The organism is Streptomyces sp. JW3 (genome assembly GCF_052216785.1).
Classification (GTDB): Bacteria; Actinomycetota; Actinomycetes; order Streptomycetales; family Streptomycetaceae; genus Streptomyces.
On sequence record NZ_JBQOUX010000012.1, the window covers coordinates 58,013 to 80,258 of the forward strand.

Here is a 22,246-nt window from a genome sequence, read left to right on the forward strand (position 1 = left end):
CGGGCCCACCCAAGCGCTTCAACTCCCTCCCTGGTGCCGCCTCTCACCTCTCGACCAACCCATCACCGAACAGGCCCTGCCAACCACAAGGGCCGGCACCTTCGACCGCCATGCCACCCCAAGGCGCTAACGGACGACCCAGCCTGACGGACGAGCAGGAGTTCAACGGCGACCGAAGCCGCACTGGTCACACAAAGGTAACAAAGAGGCCGATAGAGGTGACGGCAGCCGCTGGCGTGCGCTTTACTGGCATGCACAGAACAGAGGCGAATGACGGCCTAAAATTATTTAGTTTTGCTAAGCAACTTACTTTGACCAGCAACGGTTTATTAACAGCGGAAGGAAAGAATTAATGCGTAAGAACTGGTACCGAATCGTCAATGAAGCTTTGAAAAGTGGAGACGGGACACTTCGCCTCGTGTTTCTGATGGCCTCGGGAGTCGGGTGCGGGGCCGCGCTCGTGGGGGTGCTGGTTGTGGCTCGACTCGTAGGTCTGCTTTAGGCGAAAGGTGCAGCACATAGCCGTGCGACAACAACATCATTGGCCTGGCGCCCCACTCCCTTGAGTCCCTGACCGGGCTGTCTACCCAGAGGCCCACCGCCAACTGCGGCTCAGGAAGAGGCGAGGCTCTCCTGCAGATCAGCGCGTCAGCTTGCCCTGTTCACGGATGAGGCGAAGCCCCTGAGCGCTCCCGGGGCTTCGCCTCATCGACATGCCGCGTGTCAGTGGCTGGTGCTGTCTCCCTCCCTCAGGCCCTGCATGATCCGGTCGTTCATCTCCTGCTCCTGGCCGTCGATGCACTTGGCGTAGATCTTCAGCAGGACGTCCACCGAGTGGCCGGCGCGGGCAGCGACCTCCGGGGCAGGTACGCCGGAGTTGAGCCACTGGGAGACACCCGCGTGGCGAAGGTCGTACGGCCGGGAGGCCAGGACCGAGGACACCTGATGCGGGACGAGCGCCAGTTCCCGGGCTTGCTTCCACGCGCGGGAGTACGAGGAGGCGGCGATCACGTTGCCCCGCTCGCTGGCGAACAGCCGGCCGTCCTCCGCCGTGCCGAACTCCTTCAGGTGCTCGCGGAGCAGCCGCACGAGTGGCGGCGGGATCGGCACCGTGCGTACCTCACCCTGGGCACGCTGCTTGAGGCCACGCCGATCGTGCGCCTCACCCGAGTCGGTCCACGTCTTACCGGCCGTCGGACGCGTCTCCGCCAGCTCGATACGACCCCAGCCACCCACCGGAAGCGTGCAGTCCGAACGACGCAGGCCGAGTGCCTCACCCGGCCGCATGGCCGCGTAGTACAGGCACCCGAAGAACGCCCGCAGCCGTCGACCGCTCGCCCGCTCGTAGCCGCCGACGTACGTGAGTGCCGTCAGTAGCTCTCGTGCCTGCCGAGGGTTGACCACCACCCTCCGGTCGACTTCCTGCACCGCCCGCTTGCCCCGTTTGCGGCGCACCCGAGCCAGGGGGTTGGAGGTCAGGTACTCCAGCTCTACCGCGTACTCCAGAGCGTTGAAGACGACGGCACGGCGCCGCCTGTACGTCTGCGTCGCTGCCGGCTTGCCGTCCAGCCGTCGCCCAAGTCCATCGATCAGTTCGTGCACCCGGGCGATCTCCAGCAGTTCCGCCAGGGGAAGCGACGCCTTCTCGATCCATCGGACAGCGGCGGCGATCTCCTCCGGACGTTCCCGATCCCGCCGGGGAACAGGCAGGACATACGATCGCAGCGCCCGGCGCAGCATCTCCGGAGTTGGGCGGCCGCGCCCAGGTTTCACCAGGACGGGCACGACCGTCGCCAGTGCGTCCGTCATGCTGTCCCGCTGCTTCGCCGATGCATCGGCCCAGCGGGCATCCACGTACGCGACCGCCAGACCGAGAAACGAGACAGCGGCTCTGCCACCCCGGAGCGAGTCCGGCAACCCTGTCACCGTGTCGAAAGGCTCACCCTTGTCCAGGGCGCGTACGAGCTTCGACCGGAAGCGGTCAGCAAGTGCCTTGGTCTTGTAGGACTCGCTGAACGGCTGCCCGTCGACCGCCCAGCGCACCAGATGCGTGGGCTTCTTGGTGGTCTTATTGACCGACAGCTTCCAGACAGAGGCTTTGTACGACTTCATCGCATGCCTCCGTCCTCATGTTCTGCCCGCATTTCCACCCAGGCGTCGAGCGCGTCACGCCGGACCCGGAGTTCGCCGTTCGGGAGCCGGATGCAGGCGGGGGCGAGGTGGAGTTCACGCCAGCGGTAGAAGGTGCGGCGGGAGACGCCGCCCAGTTCCTCGAGGACTTGGCGCACGGTGAGCAGCTCGATGCCGGTCCGGTCACGCGCCATGGGGAACACCGTCCTCCCGTACCGAGGCCGCGAGGAGGGCGGCTTCCGGGGAGCAGCCGCGTCCGGCGTACCGCCACTGGCCGACGTAGGCCACGGGATGGCCCTCCAGGCCCAGGGCCGCGCGCTGCTCCTGGGCGCGGTGCTCGGCGCGGGCGCGGCGGAGTTCGCCGAGGGTGGTCGAGTAGCGGCGGGACTTGGTGGAGAAGTGGCCGCCGTAGCCGAGCATGTGCGCCCAGCGGCGCAGGCCGAGGCCCGCGAAGGCGGGGAGGCCGCCGAGCCACCAACACGTACCGATCATGCGCAGCACGTGCGCCCGTACCGGCAGAAGGACCATTTCCCGGGCAGACCGGATACGTCCGTCGACCGCGCCGGCCGTCTCGGCGCCCTTGGTGGCGTACTTGGCGATGTACCCGGCAACCGCGCCCGGCGCAGGCCGCTCCCCCACAGGTGACGCGGCGACCGGGCGTACGTCGACCTGAGCGCCGAAGCGCAGCACACGCGCCCCGACGACCGCCGAGCCAGGCGCCTGGAAACGGACCCGCGCGACGGCCGCAGGGACGGCATCGGCGAGCAGAGCGGCGCTCGCCCAGGAGGGCGGTGGCGAGTCCGGCCCGTCCGGGCCGTCGAGGCGGACCACGGCATGGAAGTGGACCAGGCCGCGCCGCTGGTACTCGGCGACCTTCGCGTACGAGAGCCGGGCAACGTCCGCCAGCTCGGCACGGGACAGCGCGGCCCGGCGGGCGATCTCCCGCCGCAGCTCGATGCCGAAGCGGTGCCAGAGCAGGCCGGCGCAGGACTGCCAGAGCACGGCCCCGGCGTAGTCGTAGCAGCGCGGGCAGAGGGGTTCGCCGAGGCAGGGGTCATCCGGCGCGTGCCGCTCGGAGCAGCCGAGGGGCACGCCGTGTGGGCAGTTCTTCGCATCCCGGCGGGGACGGCACGGGCGTACGCGGCCCGACCGCTCCCGGCGGGTGTGGACCGGCCCGAAGCCGGGAGCGGTGAGGGTGGCGAACACTCGGGGGTGCTCGCTCACCGAATCCGGTACCGCCTTGCCGCCGACGAGGCCGGCGCGTACGAGTTGGTAGGTGTCCGCCTGGTACACGCGGGAGCAGGCGGGGCAGACCGAGGCACGGCGGTTGCCGCAGGCGGTCAGCAGACGCCTGCCGTTCGGGTCGGAGCCGTCGACGTCGGTCAGGGCTTCCCCCGTCGCCGTATCGACCAGGCGGGCGGAGCCGACGAGGTGGACCGGGTTGGTGCAGCCGCCGAGGCGGATGACGGTACGACGCCAGTCGGGGAAGTCGGGCCGGGCCGCACGGTCCAGCAACGCGGCCACGGCGGGCGGGAGCGGCGGCGGCGCGTTCATCGGCGCCCTCCGTTCCCGGGGCCGAAGGCGTACCCCATGACGGCGGCGATGGTCTCCGGTCGGGTCTTGGCGCTGAACCGGTGTGTCGGGTCCGTCAGCCAGACCGCTGCGGCGTGGCCGGGGCAGAGGCGGCGTTCGGTGTTGTCGAGGGCGACCAGGACGACCTGTTCGTGGCCGGCGCAGGTGGCCGGGTAGTCGTCGGGCGCCCGGAGGTCGCAGTCCGGCGCGTGGGATTTGCGCGGACGGTGGGCGGTGGACACAGTGTGAGTGCTCCTTTCACTGCTCATGTGGCGGAGGGAGTGGGCTCCTGGCGGGGTCGGGTTTGGCGACTTCGCGCCCCGTCGGGAGCCCGCGGAACGGGTGGTCACTGCCGGTCCTGGGGCGGAACGCCAATGACCAGGTACGAGATGGGGCCGAACTCACGGCGGGCGTCGAAGTAGCCCATGCCGATGTCGGCGACCGGGACGCCGAGCGCGGAGGCAGCGGACTCCACCCCGGCCCGGCGGGCGTCGGAGTCGTCCGCGTCGACCAGGACGGCGAAGGACGGGCGGCGCGGCACGAGGACGGTCGGGTTGGCGGTCAGGAAATCGGTCAGCTCCCGCAGGCCGGCCAGGAAGGCGGCACGGTCACCGGAGCGGATGGTGTAGTCGGACACGGACGGATGCCTTTCGTTCGGGTCGTTCGTCGGGGCACGTCGCGGCACGCGGTGTGGAGGGCTCAGAAGCGCATCTGTCCGAGCAGGCCGTTCACCCCGGAGAGCAGGAGCGAGACCAGCGGCGCGGCGACGGTGCGGGAGAGCAGGAAGCCGAAGGCGCCGCAGAGCAGCACGTCCAGCCAGCGCAGGTAGCGGATGCGCAGGAGGAACCAGATCGCGAGGCCGAGCAGCAGCACGGCCGAGGTGGTGACCAGCACGGTGACGCTCCTTGTCAGGCCAGGGCGGCGGACAGTTCGGGCAGTGCGGGGGTCAGGTGCGCGTGGGCGGTGGCGACGGCTTCGGCGTCCGCCTCGGTGACCAGGTGGGACCGGCCGCGCTCCCAGCCGTCGCCGGAGGCGAGCACGGCGGTGCCGGCCTGTTCGGGGGTGATGGCTTGAGCGGCCTTGAGGGCGTCCGGATTGAGGTCACCGAGGGTCATTTCCGCCGTGCCGGGGTCGGCGACGCGGTGGCAGACCCGGCCGCCGAGTTGGGCTCGAAGCGCGGTGACTCCGGGCCCCAGGTCGGAGCCGACGCGCTGCCCGGCGACGACGAGGAAGACGCCGAGGGCCGCGCCGAGCTGGGCAAGCCGGATCAGGGCGGTGCCGGCCGCATGGGCTTCGTCCTTCTCGTGTCGTCCGGCGACGAGGAAGAGTTCCGCGATCTCGTCCACGATGACGACGACCGGGACCGGCCGTTCCTTCTCGGCGAGGCCCCATATGTTGCGGACCCCGGCGGTGCGGCAGACCGTCATCCGGTCGAGGGTGAGGTCCACCAGCGCGGACAGCAGCCGTACCGCCTGTGCCCGGTCGGTCGCGAGGGCGGAGAGGCGGGGGCCGTAGAGGGACAGTTCCATGCCGCCCTTGCAGTCGATCCCGACGAGGGCGACCGGTTGCGGAGCGAGTCCGGCGACGAGAGCGTGGATCAGCGTGGACTTGCCGGAGCGCGTGGCGCCGACGATCAGCCAGTGCGGGATGCGGCGCAGGTCGATGACCCAGGACGCCCCGGTTTCCAGCGTCCCGACGACGACCCGCAGCAGCCGCCCCGGCCCCCGGGAACGGGGCACCCGAGGTGCGGCGAGCGGATCGGCGTACAGGGCGGCGATCCGTACGACGCCGGGCCGTAGGCAGGTGACGCGGACCGCGTGAACCTGCCAGTCCTCCGCCATAGCGGGGGCCGCCTTCACGAAGTCGTCGGGCAGCTGTCCCGGCAGCAGCCGCGCCACGAGTTCGAAGCCGGCCGCCGTGGGCCGGATGAAACCGTGCCGGGGGACGCGCGGTTGGGGCGGCGGAGCGCCGTTCCCGACGAGCCCGGACACCACGGTCAGCGCCGGGCGACGGCTCACGGCGAGCCCACACCCGGCCATCAGCGCCCGCCAGGTACGGGCGACGCGGAAGGCGGAGGCCGGGTAACTGAGTAACAGCCACCAGGCGGCCGGGGACCTCCGGCGCAGCGCCGGGCCTACGATCAGCAGGCCCGACGCGACGACGGCGGCGACCACGAGGACCCGTCCCGGCCAGGTGGCCCCGGCCGACGGGTCGGAGGACGCCAGGATCATCACTGCCCGGCCCCCTTGGCGGCGGAAGCCGCGTGGAGGGGGCGGATCTCGGCGGCGCGGTAGGCGATGCCGTGCCGTCCCTCGTTCTCCCAGGGAACGGCGACCAGGTCCCGCACGGTGACGGGGGTGCCGATCTGCACGCCGGACGGCTCACCGGGGACGCTCACGTTCACCACGTCCGCCGAGGTGCCAGCCATCAGGCACAGGCCCACCTGGTACAGCGTCTTGCCGGTGTCGCGGTCGACCCGCACCTGCCCGGACTCACGGTTCACGAGCCGCGGAGCCGGGGGCACGGCGCAGATGATCCCCGTGTACTTCGCGGTGTCGATCGGAAGGGTTGCCACAGTTCTGGACTCCTCACATCTGGATGACGAGCAGCCGCAGGACGGCCCTACGGACAGCTAGACCACCCGTAGTACGGGTGGCGTGAGTCCAGATTGGCGACCCGTAGTACGGGTTGTCAACCGGGTTGGGGATGGGAGAAGCTGTCTACGGCCGTGGACAAGTTGTTCACGAGGACGCACAACCCGCAGAGGCCGAGGCCACGGAGGACAGGGCATGCCGCCGAAGAACACGCAGCCGAAGTACCGGCAGATTGCCGACTACCTGCGCGAAGGCATCCTTGACGGCACCTTCCCCGCCGGCCAACCGCTCCCGTCGGAGGAGGCGTTGGCCAAGCAGTTCGGCGTGACACGCCCCACAGTCCGTCAGGGACTTACCGAGCTACGGGCATCCGGCTTGGTCGAGGCCATCATGGGCCGGGGCACGTTCGCCCGCTCCCCCCACAACCGCCCCAGCTTCACCTACCCGCGCGGCGTCCGCCGCTCGCCCGACGGTCAGTACACCGAGGCCGACGGCATCCGCTGGACCGACGCCGAGGAGCCCACGGCCACCCGCACGGACGCCCCCCTCGCACTCGCCGACCTGCTGCGCATCCCACCGGGGGAGCCACTGTTCACGTACGACGCGTTGCAGACCGCGGACCAGGGCCGCCTACGCCAACTTCATCGCACCTACGTGCCGTTCTCGGTACTCCTCGGCACCAAGTACGAGGAGACGCCTCCACCGCCGGCCCCGCAGCTCTACAACGCCTTGGCGGAGCTGGGTCACGAGCTGCACTTCACGGAGTACGTCCGCACCCGCATGCCCCTGCCGGACCAGGCCCAGGCGCTCCGGCTTGCCGACGGGGTACCCCTGCTGCATGTGCTGCGCGTGACGCTCACCGCCGCCGACAAGCCGCTTGCTCTGGAGGAGTTCCACCTTCCGGGGCATGACTTGGAGCTTGCGTTCCGGCTGTAACGGCAGCCCCAGGAGCAGCGCTGCGGTTCAGACTTTCTCCACTTCATCAAGGCGGCTCGCTCCGCTCCCCGCGCGCGGCCCGGCCCCCGGCCGGGCCTGCGCTCCTGCCTCCGCCCCGCTCCAGCCCGGCAGACGCCCGTGCCACGCGCACAGTAGTCACCGACCTGGACCCCCCGCAGTCAGCCCCGGACGATAACCGATTCTGGAGACATCATCTGGTTTCGCACGTAAACTATGGACCTCTTGCCGCCTGCCAGGGGGATGGAAAGTGTCCGGAGCGCAAACCCTGATCACGACTGTCTACGAACAGTGGAAGAGTCAAAATGCTGCCCATATGTCAGATGCCGATGCGTGGGAGATTTTTCTTGCCTGGCTGCTTTTGCGTGACAAAGATGTAACCCTTGACGCTATCAGCGATGGAGTCGTTGACGGGTCGAACGACGGTGGCGTTGATGCCATCTACACCATTCTAGAGGGCAGCATTCTGCCGATTGACCATCAGGTAGTCGAAGAGCCGCAAGCAGCGCGAGAGCTGCCAGAAGGCCTTGAACTGGCACTCTACGTTATTCAATCAAAATTCAGTCAGAGCTTCACCCAAAATTCCGTCTCGGCACTCCAATCCGTCTTGCCTTCCGCTCTTGATCTGGGGAGCCGACTTGAGGAACTGTCTGACGAACTCAACGAGCAAGTCATCGAAAAGCTGACTGTATTTCGCTCTGCCTACAAGAATCTTCTCGTTAGGCGACCGAAGGTCTTTGTGAAAGTGGTACTCGGAAGCCGAGGGCTCACAGAGCAAGCCAACATCAACGTGACCAGCAGAGCAGAGCGACTGAGAGAGGATATTCTTCTTAAGCTCCCGTCTGCAGATGTCACCGTTGACCTACTTGGCGCTGACGAACTTTGGCGCATGTACGACACCCGCAAGGCTGAAACCCTCACGCTCGAATGCGATGAAGTGTTGACGAGCGGCGAGTCATACGTAGCTCTGGCTCGACTGTCAAGCTTCGTCAGGCTAATTACCGATGACAATCTCACACTGAGAAGACATATTTTCGAAGCCAACGTTCGGGATTACCAGGGACAAGTTGCTGTCAATAAGGAAATCTTGAGCTCGCTGAACGAGAGCGCTAGCCCGGACTTCTGGTGGCTAAACAACGGTGTAACTATTGTATGCGATGAGGCGCATAGCGTAGGAAAGACTTTCGCACTAAAAAACATTCAAATCGTCAACGGCCTCCAGACTTCGCACACCATTTTCAATTGGCACAAGGAGCGGGCAGAGAAAGGCGAGAGCCTTCCCGCCGATGATCGGAAAATTCTTGTACGCGTCATCAAGGCAAGCAACGACGCTGTACGCGACAAGATCATCCGAGCAACGAATAGGCAAACACCCGTTCCGGATGCTTCGCTTCGAGCGACGGACGAAATCCAACGCAGAATTGAAGCCTACTTCGGGGCTAAGGGTCTGTTCTATGATCGCCGCAAAGGGTACTACCGAAATCTCGGGAAAGATCCCGGCAAGATCGTGAGCATCCCTTACCTTGGTCAAGCAATGTACGCCATTGCCTACGGTCGGCCGGAAGTGGCTCGCGGTAAGCCCAATTCGCTACTAGCGGAGGATGCCCGCTATCGGCAGGCCTTCGACCCTAAAGCAAGCCCGCAGGTCTTCTACTGGGCTGCGCGAGTCCTACGCCAAGTCGACGAGTACCTACAGTCAGGAAAATCGCAGACCAGGTATCCGGAGCGACGATATCTGGCTCCCTTCGTCGCCTTCACGTTGGTCATGAAGACCATCGGGAAAGACCCCTCACACTGGCGAGAAATTGCTCAACTCGCGGAGCAAGACCGGGAGTTCACCGACGAGGAACTAGAGGCATCAGGGACCAAGGTCAAGGAAGAGCTTGATAAGTATACCGCTCAGTCGAAGAGTTCGTCCTCAGATGCCACCAAACGGCAGCCCTTCACCAGACACCTTATTGCGAGCATGAACTTCACTCACAATCCCACCGCGAAGAGCCGCGGGACGGGAAAACGCCCCTAAGGGTCAGCAGCGGCGAAACTTGTAGGGGCGTCCATACCCGTCCGAGGCCAGCAATGGCCATGGACGGGGAAAAAGCCTACAGGTGAGCCCCGGAACCGCCCGTTAACGGTTCAAGCCACCTGAGGGCGGCTCGGGCACCATCATCACGTGCCGGCCGTCGGCGCTTGCTCTGATCGACAACCTAGGCAGCGTGGCCGAGGCCGGTGGGGGTGCAGCGAGGCATACGCGCGCCTGGTCGGTCGGCGCGCCCGCGGTCGTGGCTGACTGTCGTCGGCTGAGGTTCGTGCCACCACCGTGCCAGATGCACGGGTCAGCCACGGTCAGCGCCGGTGCCCTGCGGTCGAGTAGCCGCCTGCTTCCTCGGCCGTCGAAGCCGCAGCTCAGGGGCGAGATCACCCAGCCTCTCTCCTAAATCGGGGGTCGCAGGTTCCCATTCTGCCGGGGCACAGCCAGAAGGGTCGGCTCGAAATCACCAACACAGTTGGATAGTGCGTGTTTGCCGTTATCCGCGGCTCTGTCCCCGCATGACATCGACGAGGTCAGCACCAACCATCCGCCCTCCGTACAAAACGCTCCAAGCGAGCAAAGAAATCACCCCGATCAACGGCGTTGCCGCGGCTTCCGGCAATCCGGCCATCAGTGCGCCCGTCACTGTGCCCGTGACAATCAATCCGAGGGCGAGCAGACGCATCCATTCCCGGCTCTGCGCCGGAATCACGTTTTCAAGATCATCGGGGTCCAACAGTGCTAGTGTGCGCCCTTCTGCATAACGTTGAGCGATCTTCAGCAGCAGTACCGCCGTATCCTCAAATACCTTCGACGTATCAGCCTCACTGTCCTGCCTTGCTTCCATGGCGCGCACAGCCCCTACTACCGCAGCAGCATGCCTTTTCAGCTCGCCCCGGCGGGCCCGTCGGATACGACCGTGCCTAGTTCGCCAAGCGGACCATGCGACCCGCTCGGCTGTCTTCAAACTAACCCGGGGAGCATGCAGCACGTGACGGGATTCCAGATGACTGTACGCCAGCCCGACACTCCTGCAAACAGTCAGTAGAACTACAACCGGCTGCCACCTTGCTGTCGTACTATCTTGCTTTATCTGAGCTGGCACCCGTCGAGGTTCCCGAGCAGCCGTGGGCAAGAGGCTGGGACCGCGGTGCTCAGTAGAGACGTTGGCGTGGCGAAGAAGGGACACTGCGACCCAAAGGGCCACCCCAAACATCACTGACAGGGCTAGAGCTACAACTGTTCGTGCAGTGGCCGCCAGATCTCCCAATGGATTGGCAATCACAGGCGCAAGCTCTGACCACAGCCATTCACCTGCATCACGCCCTGCACCCCAGAGGGTCGCGAGCGGGTCGAGCTCAGTGCAATACGGTGAAACGCCTGTGCCAGCCTCAGGGTCCTGCCCGCCTACTTTCCCACTGCTCTGGCAGTTCAGCTCACGCGGATGCTCGCTACCCGGCGGGTTCTGCATGACATGCCTGACCGCAGCGACAATTGTTCCGACATTGAGCAGTGCAAAGCTCAACAGAATGATTTGAATCGCCTGCCCGACTAGCGCGAGAGGCATAAAGGCAGTCCAAGCCTTGGTTGCCTCAATGAGAGCGAACCATCCGCGCGTCGGTACCCCAGGTACAGCCATCTCCAAGTGGACCAACGCCTTACTCACGCGCCGCATCGCATGCGCCGTGATCCATGCATTCCAATGTCGACCTACGGGCGTTACTGCGCCCCGAACGATCTGTTTGGCTCTTCGTTTCAGCGATTGACGAAGCGGCGCCGTCCTTACCCAGGCGATCACCACCCCGCAATAGAAGGCGATGATACCGAGGGTCTTGATCAGGGACACGAGCTTCTCGATCACTGGGGCAGTGTGCTCCCACAGTCCGGCGCCGCGCAGCCGAAACTATCGATCCACTTCCCAAGCTGATGACTGCAACGGCGTTGTGGTCTGCTGCCCGGCCGGGCTGCGGCGCTGGGGCGCCGGTCCCGGCCGGGCAGCAGACCACAGGCCGCTCAGCCACAGAGAAGGAGGCTTCGAGTCGATCAGTTCCGAACACTGAGATGCGGGCGCGTCTCACGCTCCTGTACCGCCGTGCCGGCCTCAATGAGCCGTGCCAGCAGTAGCGCCGCATCAGGGCGAACCGCGCCCAGTCGTACCAGGCCGTCGCCCCACACGTTCACGTCTGCGGCGAGGCCTTGAAAATCGGTTCCCAGGCCGAACGCTGCAAGCTGCTCGGCAAGGCTTTCGGCGCCGCGTCGGGCCTTTGCCCAGCCCTGGACATAGTTCACGCCGACTGTCAGGTTCTCGGCGCGAGGGGCGATGACTCCATGCCGGTCCGTCATCAGGTCACTCCCCCGGTTCGTGGTCGGCTTCAGTGGACGGGTGCGGCACGGCCGCGCTTGCCAGGGCCAGTCTCAGCAACTCGGCCAGGTGCTCCGCCGTGGCCGGCGAGACGCGGCCCAGCTCGACCAGGCCGTGGCCGAAGGCGTTCAGGTCGGCGCGCAGGTAAGGGAAGTCGCGTTCCATGCCTGCCCGGACGAGAGCGTCTCGGAGGGCTGTGGTCGCGTTCCGTGCTGCGTACCAGTCGTCCGTGTCCAGCGGCGACCAGTGCGCGGCGTCGAGGTGGTGGGAAGGGTCAGGCACCGGGGACCGGCTCCTCCGGGTAGGCGGCCACCGCGTCGGCCGGGGAACCGAACTTCTCTCCGTAGCGGTCGACACGGGCCAGCAGCTCGGCCGAGGCACCCAGCACGGTCGCGAGGGCGATCGGGCGGCACGGGTTCGCTTCCGGGCGTCGGATCGGTGCGCGGAGCCACTCGTACCGGTCGCCGCTCAGGGGCATCGGGCCAGGCACCACAACCACCGAGTCGCCGCTCAGGTACCTGTAGTCGATCGGCCTCTTGGCTTCGCGCCTGATGAAGTACGCGAACCAGTACCAACTGTTGGAGGTCAGGAAGAAGCCCACCCTCCGCGCCTTGTGGTCGATCATGACCGGTCCGTGGGGGAGGTCGTGGCGGGACAGTTGGTCGAAGGTTTCCAAGCCGAGGCGTTGTTCGACTGACACCACGTCGAAGAGGCGCCCCGTGGGAAGCATGACCGGGTGGCGCGGGTCGTCCGCCCACCGCGCTCGGCACATCACCGGGTCACTGGCTGCTGCCGACAGCCATTCGATGCCTCTCCTGGTCATCGTCTGCACGTCATCTCACCTCGGGTCAGCTAGCCCACGGCCCCTCTGCCGCAGTGCCAACAGACTCCCGGGCACGGCCCTCACCTGGGCAGATGACGAGAGGTGACGGGGGATGACGGTCATTCGCGTGTCGCGTCATCCCCTGTCAGCTCCGATGGAGATGGTGATTTGTGTTCACCACTGCCAACGGGAGCAGCGAAACGCGTAAGTTCGTATGAGACAGGACTTCGCACCACTCCCCTTGCACGGTACGAGGAGGGAAGGGCCACGTCTCCCATGGAGCCCGTCCACGAGCGGTTACGACAGTTCCGAGCGGAACGCGGCTGGAGTCAGCCGCGTCTCGTGCGTGAGCTACGTCGGGCAGCGACGAAGCGCGGGCATCAGTTGCCGTCGGACGAGAGCGTCAAGCGGCGTATCGCTAGCTGGGAGAACGGGCACAGCACGCCGGACGGGTTCTACGGGGCGCTGATCGGCGACGTGTACGGCGTCTCCGCCCAGGAGATCGGGTTGGCCAGTGGCGGCACCGAAGACGCTGCGCTCCTGGACGCTGGTTACCCGGACAGTCCGAACGCGGCTATCAGCACGGTGGAGCGGCTGTGGAGCGCGGACCTCAACCGTTATGAGCCCCTGATCCAGTCGGAGGCCGCCGAACCAGCGTGGAACGAAGCTTCCCTGCGGTGGCTGGTGGCCCCGGAGCCGGCTCCCCGGTCCGGGCGACCGGGGGCGTTGCGCGTGGGGCTGGGGGACGTGGCCGCGGTGAAGACCACTGCCGACATGTTCGCCCAGCTCGATGACCGGTTCGGCGGGGACCATGCTCGGCGGTCCGTGATCCAGTACCTCAGCAACGATGTCGTTCCGCTGCTGCGCGGCAGCTACAGCGACGCCGTCGGACGGGCCCTGTACTCGACCGTTGCCGAGGCCACTCTTCTGGCCGGTTGGATGTCGTACGACGCCTGCCATCACGGTCTCGCGCAGCGCTACTTCCTCCAGGCCCTCCGGCTCGCCCAGGACGCCAATGACCGGCGGCTTGCCGGAAGCATCCTCTCTGCCATGAGCCACCAGGCGACGTTCCTGGGTCGATACACCGAAGCGGCCACGCTCGCCCGCGCTGCCCTGATGGGCATTGCCCAGGTGGCGACCCCGACCCTCCGCGCTCAGTTCCACGCGATGGAAGCGCGCGCGCTCGCTCGTACCGGAGACGTGCGCGCCTGTGAAGCGGCGTTGACGGCCGCCATGCGTGCGTTGGCGTGCCGGAACGACGAGGAGGAGCCGGAGTGGATCACCTACTTCGATGAGGCGGAGTTGGCGGCCGAGGCCGCGCACTGCTTCCGTGATGTCAACAGCGCCCGACGGGCCGTTGCCCACGCGGAGAACGCGATGAGCGGCAGTCACGTACGGAGTGACTTCTTCGCCACGATGGTGCTGGCCGACGCGCATCTCCGGGCCGGCGACGTCGAGGAGGCGTGCAGGGTTGCCCTGGACGCGTTGGATCTCGGCGAGCACCTGAAATCCGCACGGTGCGTGAGCTACCTGGCTGAGTTCCGCTCGAACCTCTTCGCCGTCGGGGACAACGCGGTCTCTCGGGTCTTCGCGGAGCAGGCTCGCGAGCACCGGCTATGGGTGGCTGCGGAGGCCGGTCGGTCGGCCGCTCGCTGAGTCGTTCATCAGGCGCGCAGCCCGCGCGCTCAGAAGGCGCCCCATGTGTCGCGTTCTCCGCCCGTTCTCAGGGACCGCATGCGCTTTTCGAACTCGGCGGCGAAGCGCTCGCTCGTCGCGGCCTGGTGACCGACCCACGCCACCATCATGAGTTCCCGGAAGTCGGCGAGGGTTTCGTAGCCGGGCCAGTTCATGAGGTCGAAGCCGTAGCGGTGGACGAAGGTTCGGTACTCCTCCTGCGAGTGCCAGCCGTAGCGGTCGTAGTACATCGCGGTGAGGATGAGGTCCCACTCTCGCGGGGCCAGGGCGAAGCCGTCCAGGTCGATCAGTACGGCGTGTCCGTCGCGGTGGCGGAGGACGTTCCCGATGTTCGCGTCACCGTGGATCAGGCCGAAGGGGAGGACGAAGTCCAGGCGGTCGTACGCCTTGCCCACCTCGGTCGCACGCTCCTCCAGGAACTCCCGGTCCCGGTCAGCGATGCCGTCCAGGGCCGTCAGGGACGCGGCCAGCTTGGCGTGTGGGTCGAAGTACGGCAGGCCGAGGTGTTCGGGCTCTTCCAGCCAGTGCAGCCGTCTCAGCAGGTCGGCGACTTCGCCCAGCGTGGCGTACTCCACCTGCTCCTGGACGCTCTCCCAGAAGGTGACGATCCGCCCTCTGACAGTCGTGGGTTGGGTGACGCCTCGCGGCACTCGGTTGGCCGGAAAGTCCGACGCCTCCAGCCAGCGGGCGACGCCGACCGCGCGTTGCATCCCGGGGAGGGCGGTACGGTCCTGGGCGATGCGGACGATGATCGGGTCCGAGGACAGTCGGTACACGGCGTTCGAGCCGAGGCGGAGGAGTTCGGCGCCTGTCGGGTCGAGGCCGGCGGCGTGGCAGGCGTCCTGGAGGATGGAGGTCGTGGCCTCTGCCGTGAAGGCCGTCTCGTCGCCGTCTTCCGGTACGCCGTCGCTGCCCGAGATCATGGGTCCGACCTTACGGGGCGCCGCCCGGGGCTGACAGGGCACCTGCGTAATGGGAGCGTAATGATCTTGGCGTCGGCGGTAGGGGACGTGCTTCCGGTGCAGGTCAGATGCTTGCGGCGCCGTCAGCTCCCCCGGCCTCCGGAGCCGTGTGCGCAGGTTCGAATCCTGCCGGGGGCACCGGAAATCAAGGCCCTGATCAGCGGAAGCGCTGGTCAGGGCCTTCTTGTGCATGCCAAAACAGCAAAAGCCAAGTAGCCATGTGCACTCGCCAGCCCGCGCATTTCGACGCCGCCACGCTCCCCAGATGAGGCTGGAGGCGCCCATAGCGAGCGACTCGACGGCTGCGCTGCGCCAACTCCACTCGAGGAGGGCCACGGGTAGGATGAGTGGCATGAGTGATCCTACCGGGAAGTACTCAATCACCATGCCTCGCGACATCGCCGAGGCTGCCAGGGCCCGCAGCGGCCCTTCGGGCCTGTCTGCCTATGTCGCCGCCGCCGTCGCGCGCCAGATCGAGCGGGACAATCTCAACGAGCTCATCCAGGTCGCCGAGGCCGAGCACGGGCCCATCACCGACGAAGAGATCCAGGCCCTGCGCGACCAACTCCACCAGGCCCGGCGGCAGCAGACGCAAGGCGGGGCGAACGCCGCGTGACCCGCGCGTCCGCCGCTGCCTCCGGCGGCACCCTCGTCCTCGACAGCGAAGGGCTGGCGAAGGCCGTCCTTCGCGACCGCGCCGTCACCGGCTGGCTCGCCCTCGCCCGTGCCGACGACCTGCGGGTGATCACTTCTGCGGCCGCCCTCGTGGAAGTGGTCCACCCCCGGATCAACCGTCCGGCCCTGGAGTGGATCCTCTCCCGCATCATCGTCGAACCGGTCAACGAACCCATCGCCCGCCACGCCGCCGCCCTCCTCGCCGACGCCGGCCTGCACGGCCACAAATACGCCATCGACGCCATGCTCGGCGCCACCGCCCTCGCAGCCCCCGGTCCGGCGACGGTTCTCACCTCGGACCCCGAGGATCTGACCGCCCTGTGCGGTTCTCGCATCACTGTCATCAAGGTCTAGCCTCGGCTCTGCGGTACGGATCCCCCTCGGCGCTCCCCAGCGCAGGGCCGCCGCTGGTGCCGATCTCTGCGTTCCAGGACGCGTCGACCCGGTGGTCGTGGCGGCGTGCGCGGCCGGGCTCCGAACAAAGGGACCGTGGGTGTCATCGGTCTACTCGGATGAGCGGGTGGTGCGCGGTTGGGTGATTGGTGTTCACCTGTGGTGGGTGGTGGTCGCGGCCGGCCGCGGTGCGATGGAGGCCCGCACGGTGGGAAGTCCCGTCAGCGGGCAGGCGAGTAGGTCAGCTCGGCGCCGGAGGCGTTGCGGCCGGTTCCTGCGAGCCTGGCGCTGCCTGCCGGGCGAGGAAGTCCTGGAACGCCGCCTTCTGTTTGGGGTCCATGAAGCCCTGGCGGACGTTGCGGGCCGTCTCCTCAAGACAGTGCGCCTCGTCAGGGTTCAGCAGCTCAGCGACCACCACGCCTTGGCGAGCGACCGCCGTGCGCCCTCCCGCTCGGCGACGGAAGAGTGTGAACGGGCCGTATTCCGCCGGGTGGGCCAGTTCCGGCTCCTCCGTCACGGTCCGGGTCTCGTTCCCGGAGTCGCGCATCGGGCAGGCGGTCGGGGCCCAGTGTTCCCAGAGTGCCAACGTAGCCGCGGGCACCAGCACCGCGCGCTCCGCTTCTTCGCCCGCCTCCCACATGAACGTGACAGTGACAGGCTCACCGACCGCCTCGGCCAAACCGAGCACTCTTTCCATCTCGTCGTTGATCGGGTATGCCACCACGACGTCGATCTGTATGCCCATGACGGCTGAGGCTACGGGCAGTTTTCAGGCATGCCTCTCACGCCGTCGTCGCCTTGCCGTACGGCCAAGGGTTCCGTCGCCCGGACGCGGAGGGGTGGGCCCTCGTCCAGGGTCAGGATTACTGCTGCGGTGGGTGTGCTGGGCTGTTCGGTGGTTACGTCGAGCACCGTGTGCCATTCGCCCCACGACTTCACTGTCTGGCCGGGGCGTACTGCGGCTGCCGCGATCTCCTTTGTGAGGGGCTCGGTGATGATGTCCGGGGCCTTCAGTTCGGCCCATACCGTCTTGCCGATTCCGTTCGCCCGTTCTTCGACGCCCCAGCGGTGGGACAGTGCTTCCACCAGGAGTAGGCCTCGGCCGCCGGCTTCGTCGTCGGCGGGGGCTCGTACCTCGGGGCGGCCTGGGCCCGCGTCGCTGACTTCCATTCTCAGGATTCCGTCCAGTTGTGATTGTGCGATGCGGACGCCCACCTGCCGGCCGCTCGGTACGGGGACGCGCAGCGCGTTGGTGACCAGTTCGGAGAGCAGCAACTCTGCGGCTTCCAGTACGTCTTGGCCGATGTTCCATTCGCTGAGCACGGCGTGCAGCATGGCGCGCGCCCGAGGGACGCTGGACCGGCTGCGCGGCAATCGGCAGGTGATCTCGTGGGTGGAAGTGCTGGCCTGCTTGGCCACGGTGACCCCCAAGGGTTCGACGACATTGGCGACCCGCGCCGCAGTCCTCGGTAAGGCTGCGTGCCCCATCAGATTGGGCGGCTGGTGACTCAACTCGCAACGTTGACAGTGAGATTCGGGTCCTTTTTCATCATTACGAGTGAGAGCCCGGAGCGGTAGGGGACATGTCTGCTAGAAGGAAGTCCATGAGCATGCGCGGTACGACCGACCGACCATCCACCGTGCTGGGGCGACAGCTTGGCGACGAGTTGCGCAGGTACCGAGAAGCCGTGGGCATGTCCACCACTGAGGCTGCTGTGGCGCTTGACTGCACCAAGGGCAAGATCAGTCGTATGGAGAACGGCCGGGTCCTGGTGCGCACACCGGACGTCGTGGCACTGCTTCATGCCTACGGGATCGACGACCACGCGACGCACGAGCGTCTTACCGTTCTTACCCGCGCGGCCAACCGCAGGCGCCGACAGGGGTGGTGGCACCAGTACGACTCAGTGCTGGGGGATGCCTACCGCGACCAGATCGAGATGGAGGCCATCTGCGACTGCATTCGGACTTACCAAGTGTTGTTGGTTCCGGGGCTTTTGCAGACTGAGGAGTACGGGCGGGCGGTGACGGTCGCTTCGCGCACCTGGCAGACGCCCGAAGAGATCGACCAGTTCGTTCAGGTCCGCCTTGCCCGGCAGAAGAGGCTGACGGGCGACGCCCCTGTGAAGCTGTGGGCCGTGCTTGCCGAGGGTGTGCTGCACCAGCAGGTCGGTGGGCCGAGCGTGATGCGCGATCAGCTCTCCCACCTGGCGCGTATGGCGAAACGGCCCAACATCACCGTTCAGGTGCTGCCGTTCTCCCGTGGAGCGCACTCGGGTATGTTCGGCCCGTACCTGCTGCTGAGCTTCCCGCAGATGGCATCGCTCGACCTTGTTCTGGCAGAGACTCCGACTGGCAACATGTGGATGGAGCAGGAGCCTGAAGTCGCCCGCTACCGTGCGCTTTTCGATGATGCGCGGACCGGTGCGCTGCCACCGGAGGAATCGCTCACGCTGATCCAACGCATCGCCAAGGAGTACTAGTCATGAGCCAGCAGTCCGGCATATCGCCGAGTACACCGGAAGCGCAGTGGCGTAAGAGCAGCTACAGCGGCGGGCAGGGTGACTGTGTCGAGGTCGCCGACAACTTCCCGGCCCTCGCCCCCGTCCGGGACAGCAAGTGGCCCGGCGGCCCCGCGCTGGTGTTCGCGAATGAAGCGTGGGCCGCCTTTGTCGGGCACGTGCGTCAGTAGCAGGGGGTGCCGTCGTCTTCGCGCCAGGTCAGGGCGGTGACGGTCATCGGCATGGTGAAGTAGCTGCCCGAGACGGCGTTGACGCAGGTCGTGTAGGTGGGGCCCTGGCCGGCGTCCGCGGTGATGGCGTACGTCATCGTCATGTCCTGGGACGTGTTGTTGTAGAAGATGTGGCCGGGGGCGGTGCCGGACCACTCGGTCTCGGTTGCCAGGGACGGGGTCATGTCCGTGTCGCCGTACCAGTACTCGGGCCATACGCAGAAGCTGCCCACCGGGCAGTTCGCGGAGGACCACGCCGAGGCGGTGGGGGCGGCTGCCATGACGCCGAGGAAAGCTGCGGGTACGACTGCGAGGGCGAGGGCCTTCAGGCGCATGTGTGCTCCATGGGTGAGGGGGTCGCCTCACGCTAGAGCCGTGGATCTTGAAGGGACAAGTACCGGTAAGGCCAGCCTGAGTGCGGTCAGTTGGCCGGTTTCCATGTCATCGGGTGGCTCAGGTGGGCTGGCCGGACAGGCGGCGGTGCATGGCCTTGCTCGGTTCGTTGAGGCCGGTGATGGTGACCTTCTTGCCGCGTTCCGCGTATTTCTGCTCGATGGCGTCCAGGGCTGCGACGGACGACGCGTCCCAGATGTGGGTGGCTGAGAGGTCGATGATCACGTCGGCGGGGTCGTTGCGGTAGTCGAACTGGGTGATCAGGTCGTTGGCGGAGGCGAAGAAGAGTTCGCCGGTGACCGAGTAGACGACCTGGTTGCCGTCCGGGTCGAGTACGCCGGTGACCGAGGCCAGGTGGGCCACCCGGCGGGCGAAGATGATCATGGCGGTGATGCTGCCCACCACCACGCCGATGGCCAGGTTGTCGGTCGCTACTACGACGATGACCGTCAGGACCATGACGGTCGTTTCGCCCAGGGGCATGCGCTTCAAGGTGCGGGGAGCGATCGAGTGCCAGTCGAACGTGCCTACCGAGACCATGACCATGACGGCGACCAGGGCGGCCATGGGGATGTCTGAGACGACTGGGCCGAAGACGATGCAGAGGATCATGAGGAAGGTGCCGGCCAAGAAGGTGGAGAGGCGGGTGCGGGCGCCCGAGACCTTTACGTTGATCATCGTCTGGCCGATCATCGCGCAGCCGCCCATGCCGCCGAAGAAGCCGGTGACGATGTTGGCGATGCCCTGGCCGATGGACTCCCGCGTCTTGTTGGAGCGGGTGTCGGTGATGTCGTCGACCAGCTTGGCCGTCATCAGGGATTCCATCAGGCCGACCAGGGCCATGGCGAGGGCGTACGGGGCGATCGTCGTCAGCGTGGACGTGGTGAAGGGGACGTCCGGGAGGCCCGGGACCGGGAGGGAGGACGGGAGGGTGCCCTTGTCGCCGACGGTCGGGACCGCGATGCCCGCGGCGACCGTGATCACGGTCAGGATGACAATGGAGATCAGCGGGGCCGGGACCACTCGGGTCAGTTTCGGGGAGAGGACCAGTAGCGCCAGGCCGGCCGCGATCAGGGGGTAGACCGGCCAGGGGACGTCCCGCATGTTCGGGAGCTGGGCCATGAAGATCATGATGGCCAGGGCGTTGACGAAGCCCGTCATCACCGAGCGGGGGACGAAGCGCATCAGGCGGGCCACGCCCAGGGCGCCCAGGACGATCTGGAAGACGCCGGCCAGGATGACCGTGGCGATCAGGTAGCCGAGGCCGTGTTCGCGGTTCATCGGGGCGATGACCAGGGCCACCGCGCCGGTGGCTGCCGAGATCATTGCCTTGCGGCCGCCGACGACGGAGATGACCACCGCCATGGTGAAGGAAGCGAAGAGGCCGATGCTCGGGTCCACGCCCGCGATGATCGAGAAGGAGATGGCCTCCGGGATCAGGGCCAGGGCGACGACCAGGCCGGCCAGCACCTCCGTGCGCAGCACCTTGGGGGACGCGAGCCAGTCGGGCTTGGACAGGCGCGGCGAGCGGGCCGCGGACAGTGGCGAGGGCATGCGATCGTTTCTGTCGGCTGTTTGGGGTGGGGACGCAATAACTCTACCCTTACGTGAGGGAAGAGTGTGGCGCCCGGGGTCCGGACGTCTGGAGGAGAAGGCGCGGCGATGAGTGCAGGGCACATGCGGATCGGCGAGGTGGCCGAGCGGACCGGGCTGTCGCTGCGCACCATGCGTCACTACGAGGAAGTCGGGCTGGTTATTCCCTCGGCGCGCAGCAAGGGCGGCTTCCGGCTCTACACCGAGGCGGATGTGGAGCGGCTCATGGTGATTCGGAGGATGAAGCCGCTGGACTTCTCGCTGGAGGAGATGCGGGATCTGCTGGAGATCACCGACCGGCTCCAGGACGCGGACGTGGACGCCGGCGGGGCGGAGCGTGCGCGGCTTCGGGAGCGGCTGGACGCCTATCGGGAGAAGGCCGACGCCCGGGTCGAGGCGTTGCGGGTGCGGCTGGGGATGGCGGAGGAGTTCGCCGGGACGTTGCGGGAGCGGTTGGGGGGAGCGGCGGAGGCGGGGCGGCCGTCTCCGGGGCGCGTTGATTGATTCGGGTCTTCCGTCCGTACCTCCTGGCGTACCAGTCGTCGTCGTCCTGGAGGTGCCGTGCGCATGTCCCGCAGCAGGGTCGGGGTCGTCGTCCTGTTCGGTGTGCTGAGTCTGACCCTCACCGCTCTCGCCTTTCCCGGCATGGTCGGGCTGGAGGGGAAGGGCGGGGGTGGGCAGGACCGGCTCGTGGCCAGTACCAAGTACGGGCCGGTGACCGAGGCCGACCGGGACTTCGTGGTGAAGGTGCGGGCCGCCGGGCTGTGGGAGTACCCGCTGGGTGAGCTGGCCATGAGGCGCGGGACCAGCAAGGCGATGAAGGAGGCCGGGGAGCATCTCGTCGTCGGGCATGCCGGGCTCGACGCCGAGTGCCGCAAGGTCGCCACCGAACTGGGGATCACGCTGCCGAACAAGGCGAGTCCGCAGCAGCAGGAGTTCGTGGCGACGGTGCGGGGGAGGCAGGGGAAGGACTTCGACGCGACCGCGGTCACCATCATGCGGGTCACCCACGGGCAGATCTTTCCCGTCATCGCCAATATTCGCGCGACCACCCGGAACACACTGGTGCGTGAGCTGGCCGACCTGGCCAATGACACCGTGCTCGACCACATGACGGTGCTGGAGAAGACTGGGTTGGTCGGGTTTGGTGACGTCAGTTTCCAGCAGACCGCCCCGGCGAAGCTTCCCAAGGACCGGGTCACGCCGCCCCCGCCGCAGCCTGGCGAGCCCACGGCCGTCCTTACCCCTCGGCCGGATCTAAATGTACGGACCGGCGGGCCTACGCTGGCGCCGGCGGCGACGCCGAGTGGGGGCTGAGCGGGCGGGGTGTGTCCTTCAGG

General features: G+C 66.9%; 26 protein-coding genes. 9 read left to right on the forward strand and 17 right to left on the reverse strand.

The genetic code is table 11. The annotated features are described in order from the left end of the window. Positions 1 to 723: 723 nt before the first annotated feature. From ACTT8P_RS07830 to ACTT8P_RS07865, 8 genes are all read right to left on the reverse strand, one after another. Complete coding sequence (locus ACTT8P_RS07830; protein WP_442830800.1) at positions 724 to 2,112, reverse strand: tyrosine-type recombinase/integrase; 1,389 nt, start codon at positions 2,110 to 2,112, stop codon at positions 724 to 726. Next, positions 2,109 to 2,324, reverse strand: a complete 216-nt coding sequence (locus ACTT8P_RS07835; protein ID WP_442830801.1) for a helix-turn-helix transcriptional regulator — start codon at positions 2,322 to 2,324, stop codon at positions 2,109 to 2,111. Before ACTT8P_RS07835 ends, ACTT8P_RS07830 begins: the two co-directional genes overlap by 4 nt. Further along, positions 2,314 to 3,684, reverse strand: a complete 1,371-nt coding sequence (locus ACTT8P_RS07840) for a replication initiator (RefSeq protein ID WP_442830802.1) — start codon at positions 3,682 to 3,684, stop codon at positions 2,314 to 2,316. The genes ACTT8P_RS07835 and ACTT8P_RS07840 overlap by 11 nt, the downstream gene beginning before the upstream one ends. Further along, positions 3,681 to 3,944 (reverse strand): hypothetical protein, encoded by a 264-nt coding sequence (locus ACTT8P_RS07845; RefSeq protein WP_442830803.1) that lies wholly within the window; start codon positions 3,942 to 3,944, stop codon positions 3,681 to 3,683. Before ACTT8P_RS07845 ends, ACTT8P_RS07840 begins: the two co-directional genes overlap by 4 nt. 104 nt (positions 3,945 to 4,048) lie before the next feature. Further along, the gene (locus ACTT8P_RS07850; RefSeq protein ID WP_215165655.1) at positions 4,049 to 4,339 is read right to left on the reverse strand and encodes a hypothetical protein; all 291 of its coding nucleotides are present in this window, start codon (positions 4,337 to 4,339) and stop codon (positions 4,049 to 4,051) included. A gap of 62 nt (positions 4,340 to 4,401) precedes the next feature. Then, on the reverse strand, positions 4,402 to 4,596 hold the full coding sequence (locus ACTT8P_RS07855) for a hypothetical protein (protein WP_215165653.1): 195 nt from the start codon (positions 4,594 to 4,596) through the stop codon (positions 4,402 to 4,404). Positions 4,597 to 4,610: 14 nt separating this feature from the next. Then, positions 4,611 to 5,933 (reverse strand): FtsK/SpoIIIE domain-containing protein, encoded by a 1,323-nt coding sequence (locus tag ACTT8P_RS07860; RefSeq protein WP_442830804.1) that lies wholly within the window; start codon positions 5,931 to 5,933, stop codon positions 4,611 to 4,613. Continuing rightward, positions 5,933 to 6,277 (reverse strand): SCO3933 family regulatory protein, encoded by a 345-nt coding sequence (locus tag ACTT8P_RS07865; protein ID WP_442830805.1) that lies wholly within the window; start codon positions 6,275 to 6,277, stop codon positions 5,933 to 5,935. The genes ACTT8P_RS07860 and ACTT8P_RS07865 overlap by 1 nt, the downstream gene beginning before the upstream one ends. Before the next feature lie 214 nt (positions 6,278 to 6,491). Here ACTT8P_RS07865 and ACTT8P_RS07870 point away from each other — a divergent pair, with 214 nt between their 5' ends. Further along, entirely contained in the window at positions 6,492 to 7,232 is a 741-nt protein-coding gene (locus tag ACTT8P_RS07870) for a GntR family transcriptional regulator (protein WP_442830806.1), read from the forward strand. Positions 7,233 to 7,500: 268 nt separating this feature from the next. Next, positions 7,501 to 9,273: an AIPR family protein gene (locus tag ACTT8P_RS07875; RefSeq protein ID WP_442830807.1), complete on the forward strand. Its 1,773-nt coding sequence runs from the start codon at positions 7,501 to 7,503 to the stop codon at positions 9,271 to 9,273. 502 nt (positions 9,274 to 9,775) lie between these two features. Here ACTT8P_RS07875 and ACTT8P_RS07880 read toward each other — a convergent pair. From ACTT8P_RS07880 to ACTT8P_RS07895, 4 genes are all read right to left on the reverse strand, one after another. Next, positions 9,776 to 10,126, reverse strand: a complete 351-nt coding sequence (locus ACTT8P_RS07880) for a hypothetical protein (protein ID WP_442830808.1) — start codon at positions 10,124 to 10,126, stop codon at positions 9,776 to 9,778. A gap of 1,196 nt (positions 10,127 to 11,322) precedes the next feature. Next, entirely contained in the window at positions 11,323 to 11,622 is a 300-nt protein-coding gene (locus ACTT8P_RS07885) for a hypothetical protein (RefSeq protein WP_226025174.1), read from the reverse strand. Positions 11,623 to 11,626: 4 nt separating this feature from the next. Beyond that, positions 11,627 to 11,923 (reverse strand): hypothetical protein, encoded by a 297-nt coding sequence (locus ACTT8P_RS07890; RefSeq protein ID WP_269957691.1) that lies wholly within the window; start codon positions 11,921 to 11,923, stop codon positions 11,627 to 11,629. Continuing rightward, positions 11,916 to 12,464 (reverse strand): bifunctional DNA primase/polymerase, encoded by a 549-nt coding sequence (locus ACTT8P_RS07895; RefSeq protein WP_442830844.1) that lies wholly within the window; start codon positions 12,462 to 12,464, stop codon positions 11,916 to 11,918. Before ACTT8P_RS07895 ends, ACTT8P_RS07890 begins: the two co-directional genes overlap by 8 nt. A gap of 342 nt (positions 12,465 to 12,806) precedes the next feature. On the opposite strand from ACTT8P_RS07895, the gene ACTT8P_RS07900 reads away from it, so the two are divergent. After that, a complete protein-coding gene (locus ACTT8P_RS07900; protein ID WP_442830809.1) occupies positions 12,807 to 14,120 on the forward strand; it encodes a hypothetical protein in 1,314 nt (437 codons plus the stop codon). 29 nt (positions 14,121 to 14,149) lie between these two features. On the opposite strand, the gene ACTT8P_RS07905 is transcribed toward ACTT8P_RS07900, so the two are convergent. Next, entirely contained in the window at positions 14,150 to 15,082 is a 933-nt protein-coding gene (locus tag ACTT8P_RS07905; RefSeq protein WP_442830810.1) for a phosphotransferase, read from the reverse strand. A gap of 391 nt (positions 15,083 to 15,473) precedes the next feature. Here ACTT8P_RS07905 and ACTT8P_RS07910 point away from each other — a divergent pair, with 391 nt between their 5' ends. Next, the gene (locus tag ACTT8P_RS07910) at positions 15,474 to 15,737 is read left to right on the forward strand and encodes a CopG family transcriptional regulator (protein WP_442830811.1); all 264 of its coding nucleotides are present in this window, start codon (positions 15,474 to 15,476) and stop codon (positions 15,735 to 15,737) included. Beyond that, positions 15,734 to 16,150, forward strand: coding sequence for a DNA-binding protein (locus ACTT8P_RS07915; RefSeq protein WP_442830812.1), 417 nt, complete (start codon positions 15,734 to 15,736; stop codon positions 16,148 to 16,150). Before ACTT8P_RS07910 ends, ACTT8P_RS07915 begins: the two co-directional genes overlap by 4 nt. 280 nt (positions 16,151 to 16,430) lie before the next feature. Here the strand turns inward: ACTT8P_RS07915 and ACTT8P_RS07920 are convergent, their stop codons facing one another. After that, complete coding sequence (locus ACTT8P_RS07920; protein ID WP_442830813.1) at positions 16,431 to 16,934, reverse strand: hypothetical protein; 504 nt, start codon at positions 16,932 to 16,934, stop codon at positions 16,431 to 16,433. A gap of 11 nt (positions 16,935 to 16,945) precedes the next feature. Next, positions 16,946 to 17,608: an ATP-binding protein gene (locus ACTT8P_RS07925; RefSeq protein ID WP_442830814.1), complete on the reverse strand. Its 663-nt coding sequence runs from the start codon at positions 17,606 to 17,608 to the stop codon at positions 16,946 to 16,948. Positions 17,609 to 17,793: 185 nt separating this feature from the next. Here ACTT8P_RS07925 and ACTT8P_RS07930 point away from each other — a divergent pair, with 185 nt between their 5' ends. Together ACTT8P_RS07930 and ACTT8P_RS07935 are read left to right on the forward strand one after the other, a co-directional pair. Beyond that, positions 17,794 to 18,672, forward strand: coding sequence for a helix-turn-helix domain-containing protein (locus ACTT8P_RS07930; protein ID WP_442830815.1), 879 nt, complete (start codon positions 17,794 to 17,796; stop codon positions 18,670 to 18,672). Positions 18,673 to 18,674: 2 nt separating this feature from the next. Next, positions 18,675 to 18,881, forward strand: coding sequence for a DUF397 domain-containing protein (locus ACTT8P_RS07935; protein WP_442830816.1), 207 nt, complete (start codon positions 18,675 to 18,677; stop codon positions 18,879 to 18,881). On the opposite strand, the gene ACTT8P_RS07940 is transcribed toward ACTT8P_RS07935, so the two are convergent. Both ACTT8P_RS07940 and ACTT8P_RS07945 read right to left on the reverse strand, forming a co-directional pair. Continuing rightward, positions 18,875 to 19,255 (reverse strand): hypothetical protein, encoded by a 381-nt coding sequence (locus ACTT8P_RS07940; RefSeq protein ID WP_442830817.1) that lies wholly within the window; start codon positions 19,253 to 19,255, stop codon positions 18,875 to 18,877. The genes ACTT8P_RS07935 and ACTT8P_RS07940 overlap by 7 nt on opposite strands. Positions 19,256 to 19,373: 118 nt before the next feature. Further along, the gene (locus ACTT8P_RS07945; RefSeq protein WP_442830818.1) at positions 19,374 to 20,867 is read right to left on the reverse strand and encodes a SulP family inorganic anion transporter; all 1,494 of its coding nucleotides are present in this window, start codon (positions 20,865 to 20,867) and stop codon (positions 19,374 to 19,376) included. Positions 20,868 to 20,975: 108 nt separating this feature from the next. Here ACTT8P_RS07945 and ACTT8P_RS07950 point away from each other — a divergent pair, with 108 nt between their 5' ends. Together ACTT8P_RS07950 and ACTT8P_RS07955 are read left to right on the forward strand one after the other, a co-directional pair. Then, complete coding sequence (locus ACTT8P_RS07950; RefSeq protein ID WP_442830819.1) at positions 20,976 to 21,410, forward strand: MerR family transcriptional regulator; 435 nt, start codon at positions 20,976 to 20,978, stop codon at positions 21,408 to 21,410. Between the two features lie 57 nt (positions 21,411 to 21,467). Further along, positions 21,468 to 22,223, forward strand: a complete 756-nt coding sequence (locus ACTT8P_RS07955; protein WP_442830820.1) for a DUF4142 domain-containing protein — start codon at positions 21,468 to 21,470, stop codon at positions 22,221 to 22,223. Positions 22,224 to 22,246: the final 23 nt, after the last annotated feature.